Genomic DNA, 19,867 nt, shown 5'->3' with positions numbered 1-19,867 from the left:
TTAATTCCGGTTGATTTCCCCTTTTTTAAAAAGCAGATTTATGATTTATCTACTTATCGCAGTTTTGGCTTATTTGATCGGTTCAATCTCTTTTGCTGTGGTCGTGAGTGCGGCCATGAAGTTGCAAGATCCACGCAGCTATGGCTCGAAAAACCCTGGGGCGACCAATGTACTGCGCAGTGGCAATACACTGGCCGCGGTGCTCACTTTAATTGGCGATGCATTTAAAGGTTGGTTGGCAGTCTGGCTGACGGCGAGGTTTGTCCATTATCTCGGCGGCCAATACGGCGTGGGTAATGAGGCGATTGGATTAGCGGTCATGGCCGTATTTTTGGGGCATGTGCTACCGATATTTTTCCGCTTTAAAGGGGGCAAAGGGGTCGCAACGGCGGCTGGCGTGTTATTTGCTATCCATCCTATTCTCGGCCTGGCAACGGCTGCGAGTTGGTTGATAATGGCGTTTTTCTTCCGCTATTCGTCGCTCGCCGCGCTAGTCGCCGCCGTCTTTGCCCCGCTGTATGAAGTATTTATGTTTGGCTTTGATACCAGGTCAGTGGCCGTGCTGGCAATGAGTCTGCTGTTAATTTACCGCCATCGCTCAAATATAAAAAATCTATTAGCCGGTAAGGAAGGCCGGATTGGTCAGAAATAACTCTAACGAAAAGCGGCCTTAATCAAGCAGAGCGTCTAAAGGGTGGGCTTAATCCCGGAAATTATTAAAGTCGAGGGGCGTATCTTTGATTTCGTCGCGCAACATCGCCATGACTGCCTGTAAGTCGTCTCGTTTATTGCCAGAGATGCGTACGGCGTCGCCTTGAATGCTCGCTTGTGTTTTAAGTTTACTGTCCTTCACGAGTTTGACAATTTTTTTAGCCAGTTCACCTGACACGCCTTTTTTTACCGTGATAAGCTGCTTGATTTTGTCGCCACCGATTTTCTCGATCTTGCCGTAATCCAAAAAGCGCACATCGACTTGGCGTTTTGCCATTTTGGAAATTAAGATGTCTTTGAGTTGGCCGAGTTTAAAATCGTCATCTGCATAAGCGGTGAGCTCACCCTCTTTTTGCTCAATCCGTGCATCAGATCCTTTAAAATCGAAACGGGTGGAGGTTTCTTTGTTGGTTTGATCAACTGCATTTTTGACTTCAATTAAGTTAGCTTCGCTAACGATATCGAATGTTGGCATGAATTTCTCCGGAAAAATACACAGGGGTTGTGGCGTTAGCCACGGCAGATAGATAAGCTCTTATAATCACTGCTTCGCAAAACGCGCGATAACGATGAAAAAATCTAACCTAGAATAACGCACTATTTTACCGAGGCTGACTATTTTGCTCAAATCGCTTTTCTGTAGATTGAATAATTATGTCTGAATTGATGACCGATTACGCTTTGCAGGCGCACAACACGTTCGGCTTTAAGGCGCAGGCGCGCTATGCGCTACGCATCGAAAATGAAGCCATGCTTAGAGCGGCGTTGGTTGATCCCCGCACCGCTGATTTGCCGCGTTTGGTGCTGGGTGGCGGCAGCAATATCGTGTTAACAGGCGATTTTGACGGGATTGTGTGGTTAATCAGCATGAAGGGCCGGCGTTTAGTACACGAGGATGAGCAGGCTTGGTTTGTGGAAGCAGGCGCTGGTGAGAATTGGCATGAATTTGTGGCTTGGACGCTCGAACAAGGTTGGCCTGGCCTAGAAAATCTTGCGCTGATTCCTGGTCTAGTGGGGGCCGCGCCAGTCCAAAATATTGGCGCATATGGTCTGGAAATAGCTGAGCATTTTGCTACCCTGAGTGCGATTGAACTGTCGACGGGCAAAACCGTTGTGTTTGATAAGGTTGATTGCGGGTTTGCTTATCGCGATAGTTTTTTCAAACAACAGGGACGCGGAGGTTTTGTGATTGCCTCGGTGACGTTCCGTTTGCCGAAAAAATGGCGGCCGCGCTGTGATTATGCTGACCTTGCTCGACAATTCTCAGTCGCAGGTATGAATGGCGTTCAACCGACGCCGCGTGATATTTTTGAGGCAGTGGTGGCGATTCGCCGCGCTAAGCTCCCTAACCCGGCTGAGATTGGCAATGTAGGCAGCTTTTTTAAAAATCCAGCGGTCAGCGCTGAGGATTTTGATTTATTACTGGCGCGCGAAGCAGATATTGTGGCCTATCGCCAGCCCGACCGGCGCGTCAAGCTGGCCGCCGGCTGGCTGATTGAACAGTGCGGTTGGAAAGGGCGTGGGCTTGGGCCGGCAGCGGTTCATGCGCAGCATGCGTTAGTGCTGATCAATAAGGGGAGCGCACAAGGTCAAGACATACTTGAACTGGCGGGCGCAATTCAGCGTGATGTAGATGCACGGTTTGGCGTGCATCTTGAATTGGAACCCACCGTTATATAATGTGAAGTTGTCCACTTTTCGTGGACAGGAATTGACTCAAGCCGATATCTTGCCGATTGTTTCCCTGATATGAACTCGATGAATGCGCTCTGGCAGGCGCTATTTTTGTTTTGTTTTTGATTGTTTGAAGAGATTGTATGCGGTCAGTAGGAATTCAAGCACTAGCTGTCCATTTACCGGACGGAGTGCGTACAAATGCTTGGTGGAGTGAAGAGGCTTCGCCACCGCAGAAAACCGAACCATCAGTCATAGCATCGACGTCGAGTGGTTCGTCCAAGCGTCGGAGGGTCAACCCGTACGATGTGGCCATGGAACGTTATCTGAATGATCCCTTTTTCGGCAGCGTCGAACGCCGGGTCGTGACGAATGGTGAAGGGACTGTAGAACTCGGGGTTAAAGCGGCGCGTCGAGTATTGGGCGCGGCAGGTGTGTCACCGGATGAGGTGGATTGCCTAATCGCGGTGTCGATGTTCCCCGATCGGGTCGGCTCGGGCGATGCAGGGTATTTGGCGCAGGCACTGGGCACAGGTGGCGGAGCGTTTAACGTTGAAGCGACCTGCGGCGGATCCATGTCGGCATTGTTGACGGCGTGCGCCTGGGTGCAGGCGGGTCTGAAAGAACGGATTCTGGTCGTCACGACGTCCCGACTATCGCGTGCGATCGAAGCTGACGATGTCACGTTACGGCTGTGCGGGGATGCCTCGGCGGCGTTTCTGGTCGGGCCGGTCGAAAGCGGGTTCGGCTTGTTGGGGGCGGAATCTCTGCACACCGGCAAGACCTGCGGGACCTGGCTAATGGACGCGGTCGAGGATTCATCGGGAGCCACACCCGGAGGGCAGAGGATCCGTTTGCGCATGGATCCTTCCATATCTCATGTGCTGCGTGTCACGGCTGAGCCGTATCTTGTGCATACGACTCAGGGAGCGCTGGCGAAGGCTGGGCTTGAGCTGAAGGATATTGATACCGTCGTGCTGAACACGCCGACGGCTTGGCATGCAGAGTTTTCCGCGAATGCGTTGGGCCTCGAGCACGACCGGGTGGTGAACACTTTCCCGCAGGTCGCCAATATCGGGCCGGTGCTGATGCCGTTCAACGCCTATACCGCGGCAGCTGATGGCCGCATCAAACCCGGCAACATGGTACTGCTGTATGGATTCGGCGGCCAAGCCGAGGCCTCCGCAGCCGTATTCCGCTGGCCACATGTCGTCCTGGCCGCACCTCCAGAAGATGCCTTGGTCATCAATCCGACAAATCCACAGTGAATATTCATCGCCCATTACCATTAGAGGAGAACCTCATGTCTAACCCCTTGCTCAAAATCCGTGCTTTTGTGATCAACGATATCCTGAAAGGACATGGCTCAGATATTTCTGATGACCTGAATCTGGCAGAGGCAGGGCTCCTTTCATCCTTGGCGACCATGCGCCTGGTCTCGTTCGTGGAGGATGAATTCGACATCATGGTCGGTGTTAGTGATCCGAGGACGCGTTTCACCACGATTTGCGAGATCGCGCGTTACGTCGATGAAAAGCTGTCGGGAGTTGAAAAATAATGCACGAAATTATGCCGCCGGAACAGCCCGAGCCATCGGCGGACTTGGCGCGATACTTAGACGACACCACGACGCGACAGCCTGGTGCTCGCGCGGTCGTCGATTCTGACGGATCGGCGCTAAGCTACGGAGAGCTTTCCGCTGCGGCGGATAGGATCGCGGCTTTTCTCCACCGGAGAGGCGTTGTCGCAGGTGATCGTGTGGGGCTTTTCATGCGCAAAAGCTCCCAGACTCTTGCGGCCATCTTCGGCGTGCTCCGCTTGGGCGCGACGTACGTACCCGCAGACGCCGGCAGTTCAGGTACGCGTGCATCCACCGTATTCGGCGATTGCGATGTTCGGGTCATCTTCACCGATCCCGAATCAGCGCTACATCTGACTCAAGCCGCACCCCAACTCGGACCTCGCGTGGTTGTGATGCAGCCAGGTAATGAGGAGACGAATAACCCGCTTGAGGATTGGCAGACGCTGGACATACTACACGGGGAGAGGCACGCCTACCCGCGCAGCATGCCGGATGCGGATCGGCTCGCATACATCCTCTATACCTCCGGTTCCTCGGGGACACCGAAAGGCGTAGCAATAAGCCAGCGCAACGCGGTGAGCTTCGTCGAATGGGCCTCCGCGACCTTCAATGTGACGGCGGAAGACCAGGTATCCAGCCACGCCCCATTCCACTTTGACCTGTCGATCTTCGATATCTATGTCTCCGTGAAAAACGGTGCATGCATCCACCTGATCGACACCGATCTTGCTGCGAGCCCACGTCATCTCGCCAGATTCATATCCACCCGAGAGATCACGGTCTGGTACTCAGCCCCAGCAATTCTAAGTATGCTGGCCGCACAGCACAATGGACGCAGCCCTGCTCCGAACCGGCTACGGCTTGTGCTCTTTGCCGGGGAAGTGTTTCCCATCACGAAGTTGCGCATGCTGCTACGCCTGTGGCCGGAACCGGCCTACTATAACTTGTATGGCCCTACAGAAACCAATGTGTGCACCTTCTACCGCGTGCCCACGTCGATACCGGCGGACCGCGTCGAACCGTTGTCGATCGGTCATCCTTGTAACCACTGCGACACTATCGTCGTCGATGAGCATTTACGACCGGTACCGGAAGGTGAACCCGGCCTGTTGTGTATCGCAGGGCCTTCTGTTGTCAGCGGTTATTGGAATGCTCCCGAGAAAACGGCCCAGCGAATCTTCCACCTCGACGGCAGACGCTGGTACAACACCGGGGACATGATTCGCTCTTCAGCCGAGGGCTACATCTTCTTGGGGCGGCTCGATCGTATGATCAAGCGCCATGGGTACCGGATCGAACTGGACGAGATCGAATCATGCCTTGCGGTCCACCCTCAACTCAGGGCCTGTGCAGTAGTCAACTCCGAGACCGACGGGAATACCGCCATCACGGCATTTTTGGTGGCTCGCGATGCCCCGGTCTCGCCAGCGGATCTCAGCAAGTTCTGTTACGAGCGGCTCGCACGTTACATGGTGCCCGACCATTTCAGTTACCTCCCTGACCTTCCTCGCACCTCGACGGGTAAGAGCAACTATCAACTTCTAGAGCGTCAATGCCATGCCAAGCAAACTTGACAAACAACGGATAGCGCTGCGCGACGATGCCGCGCGTTTTGCTCGCGACCAGCTAAGCACGGACATCGCAGCCTCCGACCGTGCCGGCACGTTCCATCGGGACGGCTGGCTAAGATGCGCAGAATTCGGACTGATCAGCATGGCTATACCCGAGGACCGCGGTGGCGCGGGAGCGTCACTGTCAGACCTTCTCGCGGTCATGGAAGGCCTGGGGTACGGCAGCGAGGACTTGGGGTTGCTGTTCTCGCTCAACGCCCACCTGTGGACCGTAGCTCTGCCGCTGGCCATCCACGGCACACCGGCACAGCGTTCGCGCTTTCTGCCTGGCCTTATGGCCGGCTCGCTGATCGGTGCTAATGCCTCGACGGAAGACGAAGCAGGCTCTGACGTGTTCTCCATGCGCACTCAAGCTGTGCGAGACGGCGACAGTTATGTCCTTAACGGTTCGAAGGCCTACATTACCAATGCCCCCATCGCCGATCTTTGTGTCGTCTACGCCACGCTCGACCCCACGCTCGGTCCACTCGGCGTGACTGCATTCCTGGTCGAGACGACGAACCCGGGTATAGATCTCAGCCCGCCGCTGGAGAAGATGGGGCTGCGCACCGCACAAATGGGCCGGATCACGCTCAAGGACTGCCGTGTCCCGGCCGATGCGATACTGGGAAGGGAAGGACGAGGCGTCAAAGTCTTCGAAAGTGCCATGGAACACGAACGTGGATGCATTCTTGCCACCGCGTTAGGATCAATGCGCCGCCGCCTTGAAGCATGCATCACCCACGCGCGCACACGCCACCAGTTCGGCCAACCCATTGGGAAAAATCAGGCCGTCTCCCATCGCATCGCCGACATGAAAGTCAATCTGGATGCCGCGCGCGAACTCGTCTACCGGGTCGGGCGACTCAAGGACGCGGGCAAGGACGCCACGCTGGAAGCTGCCTGTGCGAAGCTGTTCGTCTCCGAGACGTACACTAAGTTCTCGATAGATGCACTGCGGATCTACGGAGCACAAGGCTACTTGGCCGAAAGCCCTACTGAGAGAGGACTGCGCGACTCCATCGCATCAGTCATCTATTCAGGCACATCCGACATTCAACGTAACATCATCGCCGCCGAACTCGGCTTGTGAGCCGACACAGTCCGGCGTAAAGATTAGGCACTAGCCTATTACGAGCGCCGGCGCCGTGCGTTTTCGGCAATTCTCATGCGTAGAGCATTGAGTTTAATAAAGCCGCCCGCATCGGCCTGATCATAGGCGCCGCCATCATCGTCAAAGGTGGCAATCGTCTGATCGAACAGCGTCTGCTTGGAGTCACGCGCCACCACGCTGGCACTTCCTTTATAGAGCTTAATGCGCACCCAGCCATTCACGTTTTGCTGGGTGTGATTGATCAGCACTTGCAATGCCTGGCGCTCAGGACTCCACCAATAACCGTTATAAATTAGGGCCGCATAACGGGCCATCAGATCATCTTTTAGGTGAGCGACTTCACGATCAAGCGTGATGGATTCAATGCCGCGGTGTCCTTTTAACAAAATGGTGCCGCCCGGCGTTTCATAGCAGCCGCGTGATTTCATGCCAACATAGCGATTCTCGACTAGATCCAAACGGCCAACGCCATGCTCGCCGCCTATCCGGTTCAGCTCGGCCAGCATTTGGGCCGGCGTCAAGCGTTGACCATTCAATGCAATTGGGTCGCCCTGTGCATATTCAAGCTCCAGATAGCAGGGTTGCTCAGGCGCTTGCTCAGGCGCTACCGTCCAACGCCACATATCGGCTTCGGCCTGTGCTTTGGGGTCTTCAAGGTGACGGCCTTCATAAGAAATGTGCAGCAAATTGGCGTCCATTGAATACGGTGCACCGCCTTGCTTGTGCTTCATTTCAATTGGAATACCCGCCTGCTGCGCATAGGTGAGAAGTTTTTCGCGCGACAGCAGATCCCATTCGCGCCAAGGCGCGATGACTTTAATATTGGGCTCAAGCGCATAATAGCCTAGCTCAAAGCGCACCTGATCATTGCCTTTGCCAGTAGCGCCATGAGAGACTGCTTGCGCCCCCGTTTGGTGAGCGATTTCAATTTGCCGTTTGGCAATCAGTGGGCGTGCAATTGAAGTACCTAGCAGGTACTCGCCTTCATACACGGTGTTGCAACGAAACATCGGAAACACAAAGTCGCGGACAAATTCCTCGCGCAGATCGTCGATAAAAATATTTTCGGGTTTAATGCCAAGCTGTATGGCTTTCTTACGAGCGGGCTCAAGTTCTTCACCTTGACCAATATCGGCGGTGAAGGTAATGACTTCGGCATCATAGTTGTCCTGCAGCCATTTAAGGATAACGGAAGTGTCAAGGCCGCCGGAATAGGCAAGTACAACTTTCGGGGGAGTGCTCATAATTTATCTTAAATATATTTAATGACCGATACGGCCCAGTAAGAGGAATTCCATTAAAGCTTTTTGCACATGCAGGCGGTTTTCTGCTTCCTCCCAAACCACGCTTTGCGGCCCGTCAATCACTTCAGCCGTGACTTCTTCGCCGCGATGCGCAGGCAGGCAGTGCATAAAGAGTGCTTCTGGGTGCGCTTGCGCCATCATCTCTGCGTTTACGCACCACTGTGCAAATGCCTGTCGACGAGCTTCGTTTTCTGCCTCAAACCCCATACTGGTCCAAACATCCGTGGTCACCAGATCAGCCCCTTCGCAGGCGGCAAACGGGTCATCGTATTCTTCGATCCAAGGCAAATTTTCTGCGCTCAGGCGTGCGCGTTCAAGCTGGTAACCAGGCGGGGCTGAAATACGCAGTTTAAAACCGAGAATTTGAGCCGCCTCAGCCCATGTGTAGGCCATATTATTGGCATCGCCAATCCATGCCACGGTTTTACCAGAGATCGATTCGCGCCGTTCGTAATAGGTAAAAATATCAGCCAGAACTTGACAGGGGTGATATTCATTGGTCAGTCCATTAATCACAGGTACCCGCGAATGATCGGCAAACCGTTGCAAGATATCTTGGCCAAAAGTGCGGATCATGATGATATCGACCATCCGCGAAATGACCTGCGCGGCATCTTCAATCGGCTCGCCACGGCCCAGTTGCGTGTCTTTCGTGTTCATGAAGACTGCATGGCCGCCTAACTGATGGATACCCGCTTCAAACGAAAGCCGGGTACGGGTCGAATTTTTTTCAAAAATCATCGCCAGCGTGCAGTCATGCAGTGGATGATAGGTTTCGTAGTTTTTGAACTTTTGCTTCAAATAGCGTGCGCGTTCAAACACGTATGTGTATTCATCAAGCGAAAAATCTTTAAACTGCAGGTAATGGCGAATTTTTTTTGAGTTCATAGAGCAAATACAACAACCTTATTAGCTGCTAGCGTGCGCTCGGCATAGCTGCTTTTTTGAATGAGTATATTAAAGCATAAAGGATTTGCGAGCATTTGACGAGTCTTCGTTGCTTAAGACAATGATCGATGTAGCTTGCTTCTACGCTATAATCGCAACTGCTTTACACCGAAATTTGCCAGCTTTTTCCATGATCAAAGCGTTACCAAGTGAATATTTTATCCAGGGCGTGACTGAAGACGGGCAGAGATTTCGGCCAAGTGATTGGCCTGAGCGATTATGCGGTGTGATGTCGTCATTTGGGCCTGGCGCCAGCGGCCCAAACGCGCGGCTCAAATATTCTTTTTATGTGCGGCCAGTGATGGTGGGCGATCTAAAATGCGTGGTTGTCGATGAACAGCTACGCATAATTGAACCGATGGCGTTTGATTTCGTGATGAATTTTGCGAAGGATAATCAACTTGTCGTGACCCAAGCGTGTTCGCTGCCCGATTCTTCCGTATAGTCTAAAGCGCTAGCCTAGCGGTTGCTATTTATCAAAGCAGCTAGCATGAGTTGTACCACTCGCTGACGATTGGCGTTGACCCAGTTCGACGACCTGTCTTGCATATCTTGGAATCCAGGATAGTTTTCCGCTGTCCAATGAAATCCAATTATCTGCGATAGCTTTGACGCCAGTTCCGAGGCGGTGGTGGACTGTTGAGTTCAGGTCATACATATCCGCATTGCCGGTGTGGTAAACGACGCCAGCGGTTATGCTTATAGGTTCAACACCTTTTAGCGCTGGCATAAATTGGCTTACCCCGTGGCTAATTAATTGAGCTAAATCTGCCTGTTCTGATTTTGGCAGATTGCCAGAAATCATCGGCAGCCATTCTTTGGGTATGCTGTTCTCACTGGTGGCATTTGACACCGGTTCATACATCATCAGCGCGGTTCCATCTCCACAGTTCGTGAAAGAAAAGAGTGGGCCGTGTACAGTAATCAAAGATGGCAAGGTGATAAGATCGCCTGCAAGTTGCACCCTTGATATAACCCGCAGCCGGTATGTGACGCTAGCGGGCTCGTCAACTTTGAGATGGCACGCCATACTAGCGTCGAGTTTTCTGCGCGAGGCCCAACTGGCATTGAGCACGCGGTTGGCGCTGAAGTTCCGAATGGAACCATCACCCGTTCGCACGCGCAATCTGACAGCTTCTTTGCCGTTTGCCGTGATGGGGTATCCTTCAAGCACTTCATGGTTGGTTAGTATGGAAATGTTCGGATGACTCTGCGCTGCGCTTATCACCTTAGCGCTTAGCGCAGGAAGGTCCACAAAATGCTCTAGCGTGCTGGCGACCGACAGTATTGTGTTGGGGTTGAAGATGTGCCGCCATTCTCTCTCGTCAAGCACTCGGTAAAAATCCTCGGGCGCACCGAAATTTGATGTGTGTTTCGTAAACTCCTGAGCATAACAAGAGCGTAGGGAATCTGCTATTGCTAGCCACTCTGTTTTACTTGTGAACGAATTGGCGGCAAGAGCACATAAGCCATTTTTGAATGGAGAAAAAGAACCCACTTTGGGTTTGAGCAGGACATCACTAAAATCCTTAAGAAAGTCGAAGGCCGCAGGTATACATTCCAGCGCTGTTTCGAGGCTTCCTGGGTAGTGCCAGCCAAGGTGAATCCTCGCCATGTTGTGGCGAGTGGCGCCATCCATCAGTTTGTTGGCACTTTCAAGGAGGGTAACCTGAAAACCTACATCGGCTAGGCTCTTGGCGCAATGCAGGCCAGCGAAGCCGCCTCCAATCACTACATAATCGCTATCCATGATCCTCAGGCTCCTAAATAGGTTTGCTATTATTATTGTAAGTTATCCGTGAGCAATCTTGTGCTGGCCCTTGATACTGGGCGTTTGCCTGTATTGGTAAATCAATTTACCAATCCCATCTTGAAGCGGAACTTTTGCCTGCCAATTTAATACTAAATTCGCAAGCTCAGTATTGCCAACAAAACTAGATATATCAAAAGTGCGGGGTGGGACCTCAATATATTTAACCTGAATTAAACTGAAGCTTTTTGCTAATTCTGACAAATTCCATAAGGTTATAGCTTGGCCACTTGTAAAATGCACAGTGGGTAAATCTATACAGCCATCCTGTAATTTGTTAATGACTTTTATCAAACCATCAACCACATCGTCAATATGTGTGAAATCAAAAGTATGATTTCTCCCTTCAATCTGCATGGTGCCTCCTAATGCCGCCACACGACAAAAAGCTGGAATAACCCGGTCAATATGATCATCGGTTGATCCATAGACACCTGAAAAACGAACAGTCGCAGTTTGTAAGCCATTTTCACGATATTCCGCTACTAATTTTTCAGCAGCAACCTTAGAACGCGCATAAATATTTAACGGTAATAAATCAGCATCCTCACTAACCGGCAACTTAGTTTGCTGACCGTAAACTTCACGGCTACTGGCATAAATAATCCAGGGTTTATTAGGTAAATTACTTATTGATTTAAGTATATTATGGGTTCCATCTACATTCATTTCCCAGCAAAGCTCGGGATTTTTCTCACCAGCAATAACCCTGGAAACGGCCGCTAGATGCACAATGCCTACGCATTCAGCAGCTAATGTTTTAAATGAATGATGGTCGTGTATATCTCCATGTTCCTCATGATGAACTGGATAATCAATATCTATTCCTATAACCTGAATATCCAATCTTTCTAAACTCTTTTTAAGAGCATTGCCAATGAGCCCTTTGGATCCCGTAATCAAAATTTTATCTTTATGCATTGTCTTATACCAAAAATAATATTTGAAATAGTTTTCTGCCCAATTTTTCTTTACTTTTCGTACTAAGAGTGTATGTGCCTACTCTTGACTTGAAGATTATCACAGACGACTAGCGAGCGCACTTTTTTTATCTTGTCATTTTTCCTGCATCTCCACAAGCTATGACTCGAAGTGATGTAGCTTGCTTCTACTCTATAATCACAACTGCTTTACACCGAAATTTGCCAGTTTTTTCCATGATCAAAGCGTCACCAAGTGAATATTTTATCCAGGGCGTGACTGAAGACGGGCAGAGATTTCGGCCAAGTGATTGATGAGAGGCAATCAAATAGTGCGGTGGAACGTTGAAACGGATGCTTCCTGCCATACCTTAAGCGGCCATAGCAGTGGTGTTAGTAGCGTCGTGTATTCGCCGACAGGTGATCAGATCGCCACCTCTGGCAGTAGCAACCCTACAGTGCGACTGTGGGACGCAGAAACCGGTCGGTGCCAGATGGTGGTCGCCGATTTTAACGGACTAGTGATGAGCGTCGCTTGGAAAAAGCCTTCCAACGGCCGCTATTTGGTGACCGGCAGTGAAGATAAATCAGTACGGCAATGGCAGGTAATAAAAGAGGGAGATGAAATATAAGGCACTTTTGTGCTGGAGTTCGACGCATGAAGTGCTTACCGCGACAGATACCTCTATCCAAGATGTGAAAGGCTTAAGCGCGGCGAATAAGCAACTCTTAAAGCAGTGTGGGGCTGTGGGCGAGGCGAGCAAGACGCTAATCAGCATGGCATCCGTGGCATCTAAACTCAAGCTGCCATCAAACCGCGACATAAACCCTAGGCTTGCTGCTTGAAGTGGAAATAGTCTACGTTGCTGCTTTGACCTGCCGTAGGTAACCGCGGCGGGCGTAGCCGATCCGGGTATGGATATGCTGGATTACGGGCTTTTGCTTTTTTCAATGACCGGTTGCTATACCTAGCTAGAGTGCAAAAGCCATGCAAAACAAGGTGAGGGTTGCGACTCTCACCTAATACCAAATAAGGGATTGCGGTACTTTCTTATTGAGAGTGACCGCTATTTCTCTTTTTGTTATTCAGCAGCAACTGCTGCTGGCACAGACAAACTCTTCACTGCAGCAGCCAGACGGCTTTTGTGACGAGCTGCTTTGTTTTTATGCACGAGCTTTTTGTCGGCAATAATATCGAGCGTTTTCGACGATTGTTTAAATACCTCATTCGCTTTGCTTGCGTCGCCAGCTGCAATAGCCTTGCGAACAGCTTTAATTGCCGTGCGCAGTTTTGAGCGCAAAGCAGAATTATGAGAATTAGCTTTAGCGGCTTGGCGAGCGCGCTTGCGAGCTTGTGCAGAGTTAGCCATGACAATTCCTTTTTGTGTCTGTTCAACCGTAGGATTTCCGACGCAAACAAACGGAATCGGAAAATGACGGGAGTTTCTAGAATCGGCGATTATAACAAGGCCTGCATAAAATTAGCAAATTTAGCGAAATCGGCTTTCTAGGCTACGTATAATATTGCCACATGAATCTACTTAAAACGCTTTTCACGGTGAGCGGATTTACCTTGCTCTCGAGGATCACTGGCTTAGTTCGTGAAATGCTGTTCGCCCGCGCATTTGGAACCAGTCTATATACCGACGCGTTTAATATCGCCTTCAGAATTCCGAATTTACTTCGCCGCTTGTGGGCCGAAGGGGCCTTTTCGCAGGCCTTTGTGCCCATCTTAGCCGAATTCAAGAACCAGCAAGGCCAGGCAGCGACTAAAGCGTTAGTCGACGCGAGCGCGACGGTATTACTATGGATTCTTGTGCTGCTATCGGTACTGGGGGTGAGCGGGGCTGCGTGGGTTATTTGGGGGGTTGCAACCGGGCTGCAAGCAGATGCGCATGCGTTTTCTGCCGCCGTGTTTATGACACGCGTCATGTTTCCTTACATTGCATTGGTTTCGCTGGCTTCGCTGGCTTCTGGCGTACTGAATACATATCGGCATTTTTCACTGCCGGCAGTGGCTCCGGTTTTGCTTAATCTGAGTTTTATTGTGGCCTCGCTATGGGTTGCGCCTTACCTGGACACGCCTATTTATGCGCTTGCTTTTGCGGTGATTGTTGGGGGTGTTTTGCAGTTGGCCGTGCAATTGCCGGCGCTGGCAAAACTTGGCATGCTGCCAAAAATTAGCGTTCATCCGTTGAAGGCATTGGCGCACCCTGGCGTTAAGAGAATCCTGGCGAAGATGCTGCCGGCTACTTTTGCGGTATCGGTTGCACAACTTAGTCTGATAGTCAATACCAATATTGCATCAAGGCTAGCGTCAGGCAGTGTTTCGTGGTTATCGTACGCGGATCGCTTAATGGAGTTCCCAAGTGCTTTATTAGGCGTGGCGCTGGGCACCATTTTGCTGCCAAGTTTGGCGCAGGCGCATACTGAAGCGGATGCCGTTGAATATTCAGCGTTGCTTGATTGGGGCCTAAGGTTGACGTTTTTGCTCGCGACACCGAGCGCAATTGCGCTGTTCATTTATGCTGAGCCGCTGATTGCAACGCTGTATCACTATGGCCGTTTTAGCGCAGTTGATGTCGCGATGGTGAGCCGTGCTTTAAGTGCCTATGGAATTGGGCTGGTTGGGTTGATTTTGGTTAAAATTCTCGCGCCAGGCTTTTATGCCAAGCAAGATATCAAAACGCCTGTCAAAATCGCCTTGTTTGTGCTCGCCATGACGCAACTGTGTAATTATTTCTTCGTGCCGTTTTTTGCCCATATGGGGTTGTCATTGTCGATCGGAATTGGCGCATGTATCAATGCGTTACTGCTTTTTGTTGGCTTATGTAAAAAGGGCTTTTATACGCCATCGCCGGGTTGGGGGCGCTTTTTTGCGCAACTGGCTTTGGCTTGTTCGGTCTTGGCGGGTGTCCTGTGGTGGTTCCGCCAGCGTTTTGACTGGATTGAGCTAGGTGCCTCGCCGCTCTTAAGGATGGCTTTGCTGGCGCTCAGTTTGATAAGTGTGGCAGCGGTTTATTTTGCGATATTGTGGCTGTTGGGATTCAACTACACTTGGTTCAAACGACAGATGCGGTGATGGATTCCGCATCTGTACGTTATTGATTGATTTTGTTTTTATTGCAGCGCATCAAAAATCCGCTGGCGAATTTCGTCAACGCTGCCTTGCCCGCTGATGCGCCGGTATTGGGGCGCTGAAATTGGGCTATTGTTGTTTTCAACGCGGTTCGCCCAATTAGCGTAGTAATCGACTAATGGTTTGGTTTGCTCGAGATAGACAGACAGTCGTTTGCGGACCGTCTCTTCCTCGTCATCTTTGCGCTGAATAAGCGCCTCACCTGTGACATCGTCTTGGTTTGCCACCTTGGGTGGCTGAAATTTTATATGGTAGCTGCGGCCCGAGGCGGGATGCACGCGGCGCCCGCTGATGCGCAAAATAACTTCATCAAATGGCACATCGATCTCAACCACATAGTCAAGCGCCACGCCAGCGTGTCGCATTGCTTCAGCTTGGGGCAAGGTGCGTGGGAAGCCATCAAAAAGATAGCCGTTGGCACAGTCGGGTTGCTGTAAGCGCTCTTGGACCAAACTAATGATGAGTTCATCTGGCACCAACTCTCCAGCATCCATAAAGCCGCGAGCTTTGAGGCCAAGCGGTGCTCCTGCATTGATCGCGGAGCGGAGCATATCACCGGTCGAAATTTGCGGGATGCCAAATTTTTCTCGGATAAAGTTTGCCTGGGTACCCTTGCCTGCGCCAGGGGGGCCGAGCAGGATCAAACGCATGATGTGATTCTCCGAATAGTGTGGTTTATTGCGCTACGCAATATGTAAAAACAACTGATTATGCCATGGTTGCTTGGCTTAAGTTTTTTGACTTGAATTAGGGCGCGCATTTTGCGTAGCTTGAAAGAGCTTGCGCACACGAGCAAGGTCCGCTGGCGTATCAACACCCGCGCTGGGTACTTGGTCTGTGATCAGCACCGCAATACGCTCGCCATGCCAGAGTGCGCGTAATTGCTCAAGGGCCTCAGCTTTTTCAAGCGGCGCCGCGGCTAAATGTGGGAAGCGGCGCAAAAAAGCGGCACGATATGCATATAAACCGATGTGCCGATAGATGGCGCAGGGCGGGCTTGGCAGCGCTTGCAGATTGGGCCAGTGGGCCTGGTACGCATCGCGCGCCCATGGAATCGGTGCGCGTGAAAAATAAAGCGCGCGGCCACCTATATCAAGCACGGTTTTAACCACATTAGGATCAAATATCTCTGAGGGATCCGTGATCGGGTGCGCCGCGGTGGCGATGGCGCAGTCTTTTTGACTGGCTAGATGGGCGACGACACTTTGTATCAGTGCCGGTTCTAACAGAGGCTCGTCACCTTGCGTATTGACCACAATTGTCTCGTCGCTCCACCCAAAATGCTCAACCACTTCAGCTAATCGATCCGTGCCAGACAGGTGAGTTTGGCGCGTGAGTACAGCTTGAAAGCCATATTGGTGCGCAACCTCGATAATGGCTTGTGTATCGGTGGCGATAATCACCTGTTGCGCGCCGGCTGCACGCGCGCGCTTGGCAACATGCACGACCATCGGTTGCCCGCCAATCTCAAGTAGCGCTTTGCCAGGCAAGCGGGAGGACGCTAGCCGAGCCGGGATGACGGCGATAAAAGGCTGAGGGGCGAGCGCATTAACTGCGCTAGAGCCAGCGAGATCACGCATTTGAAGAATATATTGATTACTCAGGTTTGCTAACGGCTACCGGTTCAAGCAGCTTGCCTTCGACGGTTTGGCGAGCTTGTTCAACAATCATCACGGGAATGCCGTCGCGAATCGGGTAAGCGAGTTTATCAACATGGCAAATCAATTCGTGCGCCGCACGATCATGAGTGAGTGCGCCTTTGCATAATGGGCACACCAGAATTTCAAGTAAACGAGGATCCACGGACTTTCTCTGTAATAAGGGTCAGGAGGCGTGAATCAAGCGTAGCATCAACTGGAACAACCCACAGCCGCGCATCACGCCAACCTTGGCATTTTACTGCATCCTTTTCGGTAATTAGAATGATTTCAGCGGATGTATGGATAAACGGATTAGCGCTATAAGCAAAATGATCGGGCAGCGCCCGTGTCGCTGTTAAGGTGAGACCCTGCGTGCGCAAAGTTGAAAAAAAACGTTCGGGCTCACCAATACCCGCTGCGGCCAAGATGCGTTTGTCAACAAATTGACTCAGTGGTCGGCGCAAAGATGGGTTATCTAAATGCCAGGCGGCTCCGGTGGTCAAGTTTAACGTAAAAGTGTTTGGCCAACTCGGTAATGCATGAGGAGAGGGGCTGTTAATCAAGGTTGCATCGCGCCGGCGGGACATCGGTTCGCGCAATGGGCCGGCAGGTAAGAGTAAACCATTCCCGCCGAGCCGCTGATCGAAGACCACCAATTCGACTGCACGGGCGAGCCGATAGTGCTGTAAGCCGTCATCGCTGATGATCAAATCAATCTCTGGATGTGCTGCGCATAATGCGCGTGCGGCAGCGGCTCTATCAGGGCAGACCCATACTGGTGCACCTGTGCGTTGGGCAATTAAAAGCGGCTCGTCGCCGACTTCAGCCGCGTCGGATTGCGCGCTGACTGCACGTGGTGCTTTAATCTGCGCACCATAGCCCCGTGAAATAACGCCTGGATTAAACCCTGCACGGCGCAATCCGTCGATCAGAGCAATCACGACAGGGGTTTTGCCGGTACCGCCAACGGTGACATTGCCAACAATGATGACTGGCACAGACATACGCTCAACCCGGCGTAAGCCGGAGGTAAAACTTGCTCGCCGTAACGCAGCGATGATGCCGAATAGGTAAGACAATGGCCATAGCGCCCAAGAAAATAAACCTCTACGTTGCCATTCACGCCATACATAGTGTTCGAGATGCAGCTTCCAGTTTTTTAGCATATCTATGCTGAGCCATCCTAATTTCAGTGAACTGATCGCGATAGCGCTTAAGTACGATATCGCTTAAATACCTTAGATTTAGCAAGGTTTATCGACGGTAAGTCCAGGATTTTTTTAAAATCGCTAACATTGCTGGTCAATACCGCAATGGATAGACAGGTTGACGTAAAAAATTATACGTAAAATGCGTGTTGTATGTAATATTTGTAATGTTTGTTCTCGATAAATAGGTAACTTCACGTATGTCACTATAAAATATGCGATATAGCAAATGATCTCAATCGACCAAAAGATATATGGAAATTAAAAGCAGTTGGCCAGTGTCAAATGGTGGCGAGACGGTTCTTTCTGTGTCGGCATTAAATGGTGCAATAAGCACGGCCCTTGAACGGACATTTCCGCTCATCTGGGTGGCGGGTGAAGTGTCGAACTTTACCTGTGCGGCAAGCGGCCATTGGTATTTTTCTTTGAAAGATAGCGCGGCTCAGATTCGTTGTGTCATGTTCCGTATGCGGGCGCAGTCAATGTCGTTTGTGCCGGCGAATGGAGATCGGATTGAAGTACGGGCATTGGTCACAGTCTATGAACCAAGAGGTGAAGTCCAACTCAAGATTGAATCCATTCGTCGCACCGGGCAAGGCCAGCTTTATGAGGCTTTTTTACAACTTAAGCAAAAACTTGAAAGCGCAGGATTGTTTGCAGCATCAAGAAAACGAGAGCTGCCTTCTTACCCTCGAACGATCGGTATTGTTACGTCGTTGCAAGCGGCTGCACTACAAGATGTTTTAACCACCCTTAGACGTCGCGCACCGCATCTGTCTGTCATTGTGTATCCATCTCCAGTACAAGGGGTAGAGGCAGCTGCTAAACTAGCCAAAATGATCGAATGTGCCAATCAGCGGGCTGAAGTTGAGCTGCTGATTATTTGCCGCGGAGGCGGCTCACTGGAAGATTTGTGGGCCTTCAACGAAGAAACTTTAGCGCGTGCGATTGCGGCCAGTCACTTACCTATTGTCAGTGGCGTCGGCCATGAAACTGATTTTACGATTGCGGATTTTGTGGCTGATCAACGCGCACCCACTCCAACTGGCGCGGCTGAACTGGTGAGTCCGGCCCGTGAGATGTTATTGCGCGAGCTTGAGCAATCTCGGCGACAGCTGATGCGTGCTTGTGCGCGTTTAGTTGAAGGGCGTGCACAGCAGTTGGATTGGCTAGCACGTGGCTTACTGAACCCGGCTGAGCGACTGCGGCGGCAACAAAGTCAACTGCAGCAGCAAGCTACGCGTTTAGCCATGGCCTTTGCGCAGCCGCATGCACAGCGGTGCGCAACGCTGCGTGAAGCGGCCGCGAAGCTCGAGCTTTTAAGCCCACAGCGCACCTTAGAGCGAGGGTATGCTGCTTTACTAGACCCCCGCAGCCAGCACGCGATACGCTCCCCGGCCATTTTGGCAAAGATGTCTCAGATCGTGGTTCATTTAGCGCAGGGCAGCGCAGATGTTGAGCTGACTCGGGTACAGCTGCGCTCGGAAGTCGCGTTCTAATTTGCTCGTATAGACTAAGTCGCCTAAAATGATTAATTAATTCTTCCACATTTATTTAGCCAGTAGAAAAAAGGAAATTTACCCATGGAACATATTCTGCCTGCTTTGCCATACGCAAAAAATGCACTCGCGCCCCATATGTCAGAAGAAACGCTTGAGTTTCACTATGGCAAGCATCATCAAACGTATGTTACGACTCTGAATAAATTAATTGTAGGGACAGAATTCGAGAATATGTCGCTTGAAGACATTATTAAGAAAGCCTCTGGCCCGATTTTTAACAATGCTGCCCAAATCTGGAATCACACTTTCTTCTGGCATAGCTTATCGCCACAAGGAGGCGGGCAGCCCACGGGCGCGCTGGCTGAGGCGATTAACCGCCAATGGGGGTCATATGATCAATTTAAAGAAGCCTTCACTAAGGTTGCTATTGGCACTTTTGGCTCTGGCTGGGCTTGGCTGGTCAAAAAAACCGATGGTTCACTCGATCTTGTTTCGACCAGTAATGCGGCGACCCCGCTCACAACGGATGCAAAACCGTTGCTGACATTAGATGTTTGGGAGCATGCCTATTACATTGATTATCGCAATGTGCGTTTGAATTTTGTAGGGGCGTTTTGGAATATGGTGAATTGGGAGTTTGCGGCGCACAACTTCGGCGCTTAAGCGATTCATATAGTGCGGCAAGAAGCTGACACGCTAGGCTCA

At 51.2% G+C, this 19,867-nt stretch carries 22 protein-coding genes; 12 read left to right on the top strand and 10 right to left on the bottom strand.

Annotated features, from left to right (window positions below):
• Positions 1-40: 40 nt before the first annotated feature.
• Positions 41-652 carry a glycerol-3-phosphate 1-O-acyltransferase PlsY gene (gene plsY, locus NQD60_RS08530; RefSeq protein ID WP_257100472.1) on the top strand — a complete coding sequence of 204 codons (612 nt, stop codon included), beginning with the start codon at positions 41-43 and terminating at the stop codon, positions 650-652.
• A 48-nt stretch (positions 653-700) separates the two neighbouring features.
• On the opposite strand, the gene NQD60_RS08525 is transcribed toward plsY, so the two are convergent.
• Entirely contained in the window at positions 701-1,186 is a 486-nt protein-coding gene (locus tag NQD60_RS08525; RefSeq protein ID WP_257100471.1) for a YajQ family cyclic di-GMP-binding protein, read from the bottom strand.
• Between the two features lie 179 nt (positions 1,187-1,365).
• Here NQD60_RS08525 and murB point away from each other — a divergent pair, with 179 nt between their 5' ends.
• From murB to NQD60_RS08500, 5 genes are all read left to right on the top strand, one after another.
• A complete protein-coding gene (gene murB, locus NQD60_RS08520) occupies positions 1,366-2,391 on the top strand; it encodes a UDP-N-acetylmuramate dehydrogenase (protein ID WP_257100470.1) in 1,026 nt (341 codons plus the stop codon).
• 308 nt (positions 2,392-2,699) lie between these two features.
• Entirely contained in the window at positions 2,700-3,653 is a 954-nt protein-coding gene (locus NQD60_RS08515) for a 3-oxoacyl-ACP synthase III family protein (RefSeq protein WP_257100469.1), read from the top strand.
• A gap of 35 nt (positions 3,654-3,688) precedes the next feature.
• Positions 3,689-3,943, top strand: a complete 255-nt coding sequence (locus NQD60_RS08510; RefSeq protein ID WP_257100468.1) for an acyl carrier protein — start codon at positions 3,689-3,691, stop codon at positions 3,941-3,943.
• Positions 3,943-5,541, top strand: coding sequence for an amino acid adenylation domain-containing protein (locus tag NQD60_RS08505; RefSeq protein ID WP_257100467.1), 1,599 nt, complete (start codon positions 3,943-3,945; stop codon positions 5,539-5,541). The genes NQD60_RS08510 and NQD60_RS08505 overlap by 1 nt, the downstream gene beginning before the upstream one ends.
• Entirely contained in the window at positions 5,525-6,670 is a 1,146-nt protein-coding gene (locus NQD60_RS08500) for an acyl-CoA dehydrogenase family protein (RefSeq protein ID WP_257100466.1), read from the top strand. Before NQD60_RS08505 ends, NQD60_RS08500 begins: the two co-directional genes overlap by 17 nt.
• A gap of 38 nt (positions 6,671-6,708) precedes the next feature.
• Here NQD60_RS08500 and NQD60_RS08495 read toward each other — a convergent pair whose 3' ends face one another.
• Positions 6,709-7,935: an argininosuccinate synthase gene (locus NQD60_RS08495; RefSeq protein WP_257100465.1), complete on the bottom strand. Its 1,227-nt coding sequence runs from the start codon at positions 7,933-7,935 to the stop codon at positions 6,709-6,711.
• 18 nt (positions 7,936-7,953) lie between these two features.
• Positions 7,954-8,883, bottom strand: a complete 930-nt coding sequence (gene argF, locus NQD60_RS08490) for an ornithine carbamoyltransferase (protein ID WP_257100464.1) — start codon at positions 8,881-8,883, stop codon at positions 7,954-7,956.
• A gap of 190 nt (positions 8,884-9,073) precedes the next feature.
• Here argF and NQD60_RS08485 point away from each other — a divergent pair, with 190 nt between their 5' ends.
• Positions 9,074-9,388, top strand: coding sequence for a DUF3579 domain-containing protein (locus NQD60_RS08485; RefSeq protein ID WP_257100463.1), 315 nt, complete (start codon positions 9,074-9,076; stop codon positions 9,386-9,388).
• A 24-nt stretch (positions 9,389-9,412) separates the two neighbouring features.
• Here the strand turns inward: NQD60_RS08485 and NQD60_RS08480 are convergent, their stop codons facing one another.
• Positions 9,413-10,693, bottom strand: coding sequence for an FAD-dependent oxidoreductase (locus NQD60_RS08480; RefSeq protein WP_257100462.1), 1,281 nt, complete (start codon positions 10,691-10,693; stop codon positions 9,413-9,415).
• 42 nt (positions 10,694-10,735) lie between these two features.
• Entirely contained in the window at positions 10,736-11,674 is a 939-nt protein-coding gene (locus NQD60_RS08475; protein WP_257100461.1) for an NAD(P)-dependent oxidoreductase, read from the bottom strand.
• A gap of 313 nt (positions 11,675-11,987) precedes the next feature.
• Here NQD60_RS08475 and NQD60_RS08470 point away from each other — a divergent pair, with 313 nt between their 5' ends.
• On the top strand, positions 11,988-12,305 hold the full coding sequence (locus tag NQD60_RS08470) for a WD40 repeat domain-containing protein (protein ID WP_257100460.1): 318 nt from the start codon (positions 11,988-11,990) through the stop codon (positions 12,303-12,305).
• Entirely contained in the window at positions 12,295-12,519 is a 225-nt protein-coding gene (locus NQD60_RS08465) for a hypothetical protein (protein ID WP_257100459.1), read from the top strand. The genes NQD60_RS08470 and NQD60_RS08465 overlap by 11 nt, the downstream gene beginning before the upstream one ends.
• Positions 12,520-12,755: 236 nt before the next feature.
• Here the strand turns inward: NQD60_RS08465 and rpsT are convergent, their stop codons facing one another.
• Complete coding sequence (gene rpsT, locus NQD60_RS08460) at positions 12,756-13,043, bottom strand: 30S ribosomal protein S20 (protein WP_257100458.1); 288 nt, start codon at positions 13,041-13,043, stop codon at positions 12,756-12,758.
• 161 nt (positions 13,044-13,204) lie between these two features.
• Between rpsT and murJ the strand changes: the two genes are divergently transcribed.
• Positions 13,205-14,755, top strand: a complete 1,551-nt coding sequence (gene murJ / locus NQD60_RS08455; RefSeq protein WP_257100457.1) for a murein biosynthesis integral membrane protein MurJ — start codon at positions 13,205-13,207, stop codon at positions 14,753-14,755.
• A 38-nt stretch (positions 14,756-14,793) separates the two neighbouring features.
• Here the strand turns inward: murJ and adk are convergent, their stop codons facing one another.
• The 4 genes from adk to lpxK form a co-directional block, all read right to left on the bottom strand.
• Entirely contained in the window at positions 14,794-15,462 is a 669-nt protein-coding gene (gene adk, locus NQD60_RS08450; protein WP_257100456.1) for an adenylate kinase, read from the bottom strand.
• Positions 15,463-15,540: 78 nt separating this feature from the next.
• Entirely contained in the window at positions 15,541-16,392 is an 852-nt protein-coding gene (gene kdsB, locus NQD60_RS08445) for a 3-deoxy-manno-octulosonate cytidylyltransferase (protein ID WP_257100455.1), read from the bottom strand.
• A 16-nt stretch (positions 16,393-16,408) separates the two neighbouring features.
• Positions 16,409-16,615: a Trm112 family protein gene (locus NQD60_RS08440; protein ID WP_223692534.1), complete on the bottom strand. Its 207-nt coding sequence runs from the start codon at positions 16,613-16,615 to the stop codon at positions 16,409-16,411.
• Entirely contained in the window at positions 16,596-17,618 is a 1,023-nt protein-coding gene (lpxK, locus tag NQD60_RS08435) for a tetraacyldisaccharide 4'-kinase (protein WP_257100454.1), read from the bottom strand. Before lpxK ends, NQD60_RS08440 begins: the two co-directional genes overlap by 20 nt.
• A gap of 296 nt (positions 17,619-17,914) precedes the next feature.
• Here lpxK and xseA point away from each other — a divergent pair, with 296 nt between their 5' ends.
• Complete coding sequence (gene xseA / locus NQD60_RS08430; RefSeq protein WP_257100453.1) at positions 17,915-19,159, top strand: exodeoxyribonuclease VII large subunit; 1,245 nt, start codon at positions 17,915-17,917, stop codon at positions 19,157-19,159.
• Positions 19,160-19,243: 84 nt separating this feature from the next.
• The gene (locus NQD60_RS08425) at positions 19,244-19,825 is read left to right on the top strand and encodes a superoxide dismutase (protein ID WP_257100452.1); all 582 of its coding nucleotides are present in this window, start codon (positions 19,244-19,246) and stop codon (positions 19,823-19,825) included.
• Positions 19,826-19,867 lie beyond the last annotated feature (42 nt).

The organism is Mycoavidus sp. SF9855, assembly GCF_024582735.1.
Lineage (GTDB): Bacteria > Pseudomonadota > Gammaproteobacteria > Burkholderiales > Burkholderiaceae > Mycoavidus.
The sequence above is the reverse complement of the archived record's forward strand: the minus strand, read 5'-3'. Positions and strand labels throughout refer to the sequence as shown.

Excerpts from the sequence above, each read along its gene's own strand:
- NQD60_RS08510 (WP_257100468.1), top strand. The coding sequence starts at position 3,689 with ATGTCTAACCCCTTGCTCAAAATCCGTGCTTTTGTGATCAACGATATC.
- argF (WP_257100464.1), bottom strand. The coding sequence starts at position 8,883 with ATGAACTCAAAAAAAATTCGCCATTACCTGCAGTTTAAAGATTTTTCG.
- murB (WP_257100470.1), top strand. The coding sequence starts at position 1,366 with ATGTCTGAATTGATGACCGATTACGCTTTGCAGGCGCACAACACGTTC.
- plsY (WP_257100472.1), top strand. The coding sequence starts at position 41 with ATGATTTATCTACTTATCGCAGTTTTGGCTTATTTGATCGGTTCAATC.
- rpsT (WP_257100458.1), bottom strand. The coding sequence starts at position 13,043 with ATGGCTAACTCTGCACAAGCTCGCAAGCGCGCTCGCCAAGCCGCTAAA.
- NQD60_RS08525 (WP_257100471.1), bottom strand. The coding sequence starts at position 1,186 with ATGCCAACATTCGATATCGTTAGCGAAGCTAACTTAATTGAAGTCAAA.
- NQD60_RS08465 (WP_257100459.1), top strand. The coding sequence starts at position 12,295 with ATGAAATATAAGGCACTTTTGTGCTGGAGTTCGACGCATGAAGTGCTT.
- NQD60_RS08425 (WP_257100452.1), top strand. The coding sequence starts at position 19,244 with ATGGAACATATTCTGCCTGCTTTGCCATACGCAAAAAATGCACTCGCG.
- NQD60_RS08470 (WP_257100460.1), top strand. The coding sequence starts at position 11,988 with ATGAGAGGCAATCAAATAGTGCGGTGGAACGTTGAAACGGATGCTTCC.
- NQD60_RS08485 (WP_257100463.1), top strand. The coding sequence starts at position 9,074 with ATGATCAAAGCGTTACCAAGTGAATATTTTATCCAGGGCGTGACTGAA.
- kdsB (WP_257100455.1), bottom strand. The coding sequence starts at position 16,392 with ATGCGTGATCTCGCTGGCTCTAGCGCAGTTAATGCGCTCGCCCCTCAG.
- NQD60_RS08500 (WP_257100466.1), top strand. The coding sequence starts at position 5,525 with ATGCCAAGCAAACTTGACAAACAACGGATAGCGCTGCGCGACGATGCC.
- NQD60_RS08515 (WP_257100469.1), top strand. The coding sequence starts at position 2,700 with ATGGAACGTTATCTGAATGATCCCTTTTTCGGCAGCGTCGAACGCCGG.
- adk (WP_257100456.1), bottom strand. The coding sequence starts at position 15,462 with ATGCGTTTGATCCTGCTCGGCCCCCCTGGCGCAGGCAAGGGTACCCAG.
- NQD60_RS08495 (WP_257100465.1), bottom strand. The coding sequence starts at position 7,935 with ATGAGCACTCCCCCGAAAGTTGTACTTGCCTATTCCGGCGGCCTTGAC.
- NQD60_RS08475 (WP_257100461.1), bottom strand. The coding sequence starts at position 11,674 with ATGCATAAAGATAAAATTTTGATTACGGGATCCAAAGGGCTCATTGGC.
- murJ (WP_257100457.1), top strand. The coding sequence starts at position 13,205 with ATGAATCTACTTAAAACGCTTTTCACGGTGAGCGGATTTACCTTGCTC.
- NQD60_RS08480 (WP_257100462.1), bottom strand. The coding sequence starts at position 10,693 with ATGGATAGCGATTATGTAGTGATTGGAGGCGGCTTCGCTGGCCTGCAT.
- lpxK (WP_257100454.1), bottom strand. The coding sequence starts at position 17,618 with ATGCTAAAAAACTGGAAGCTGCATCTCGAACACTATGTATGGCGTGAA.
- NQD60_RS08505 (WP_257100467.1), top strand. The coding sequence starts at position 3,943 with ATGCACGAAATTATGCCGCCGGAACAGCCCGAGCCATCGGCGGACTTG.
- xseA (WP_257100453.1), top strand. The coding sequence starts at position 17,915 with ATGGAAATTAAAAGCAGTTGGCCAGTGTCAAATGGTGGCGAGACGGTT.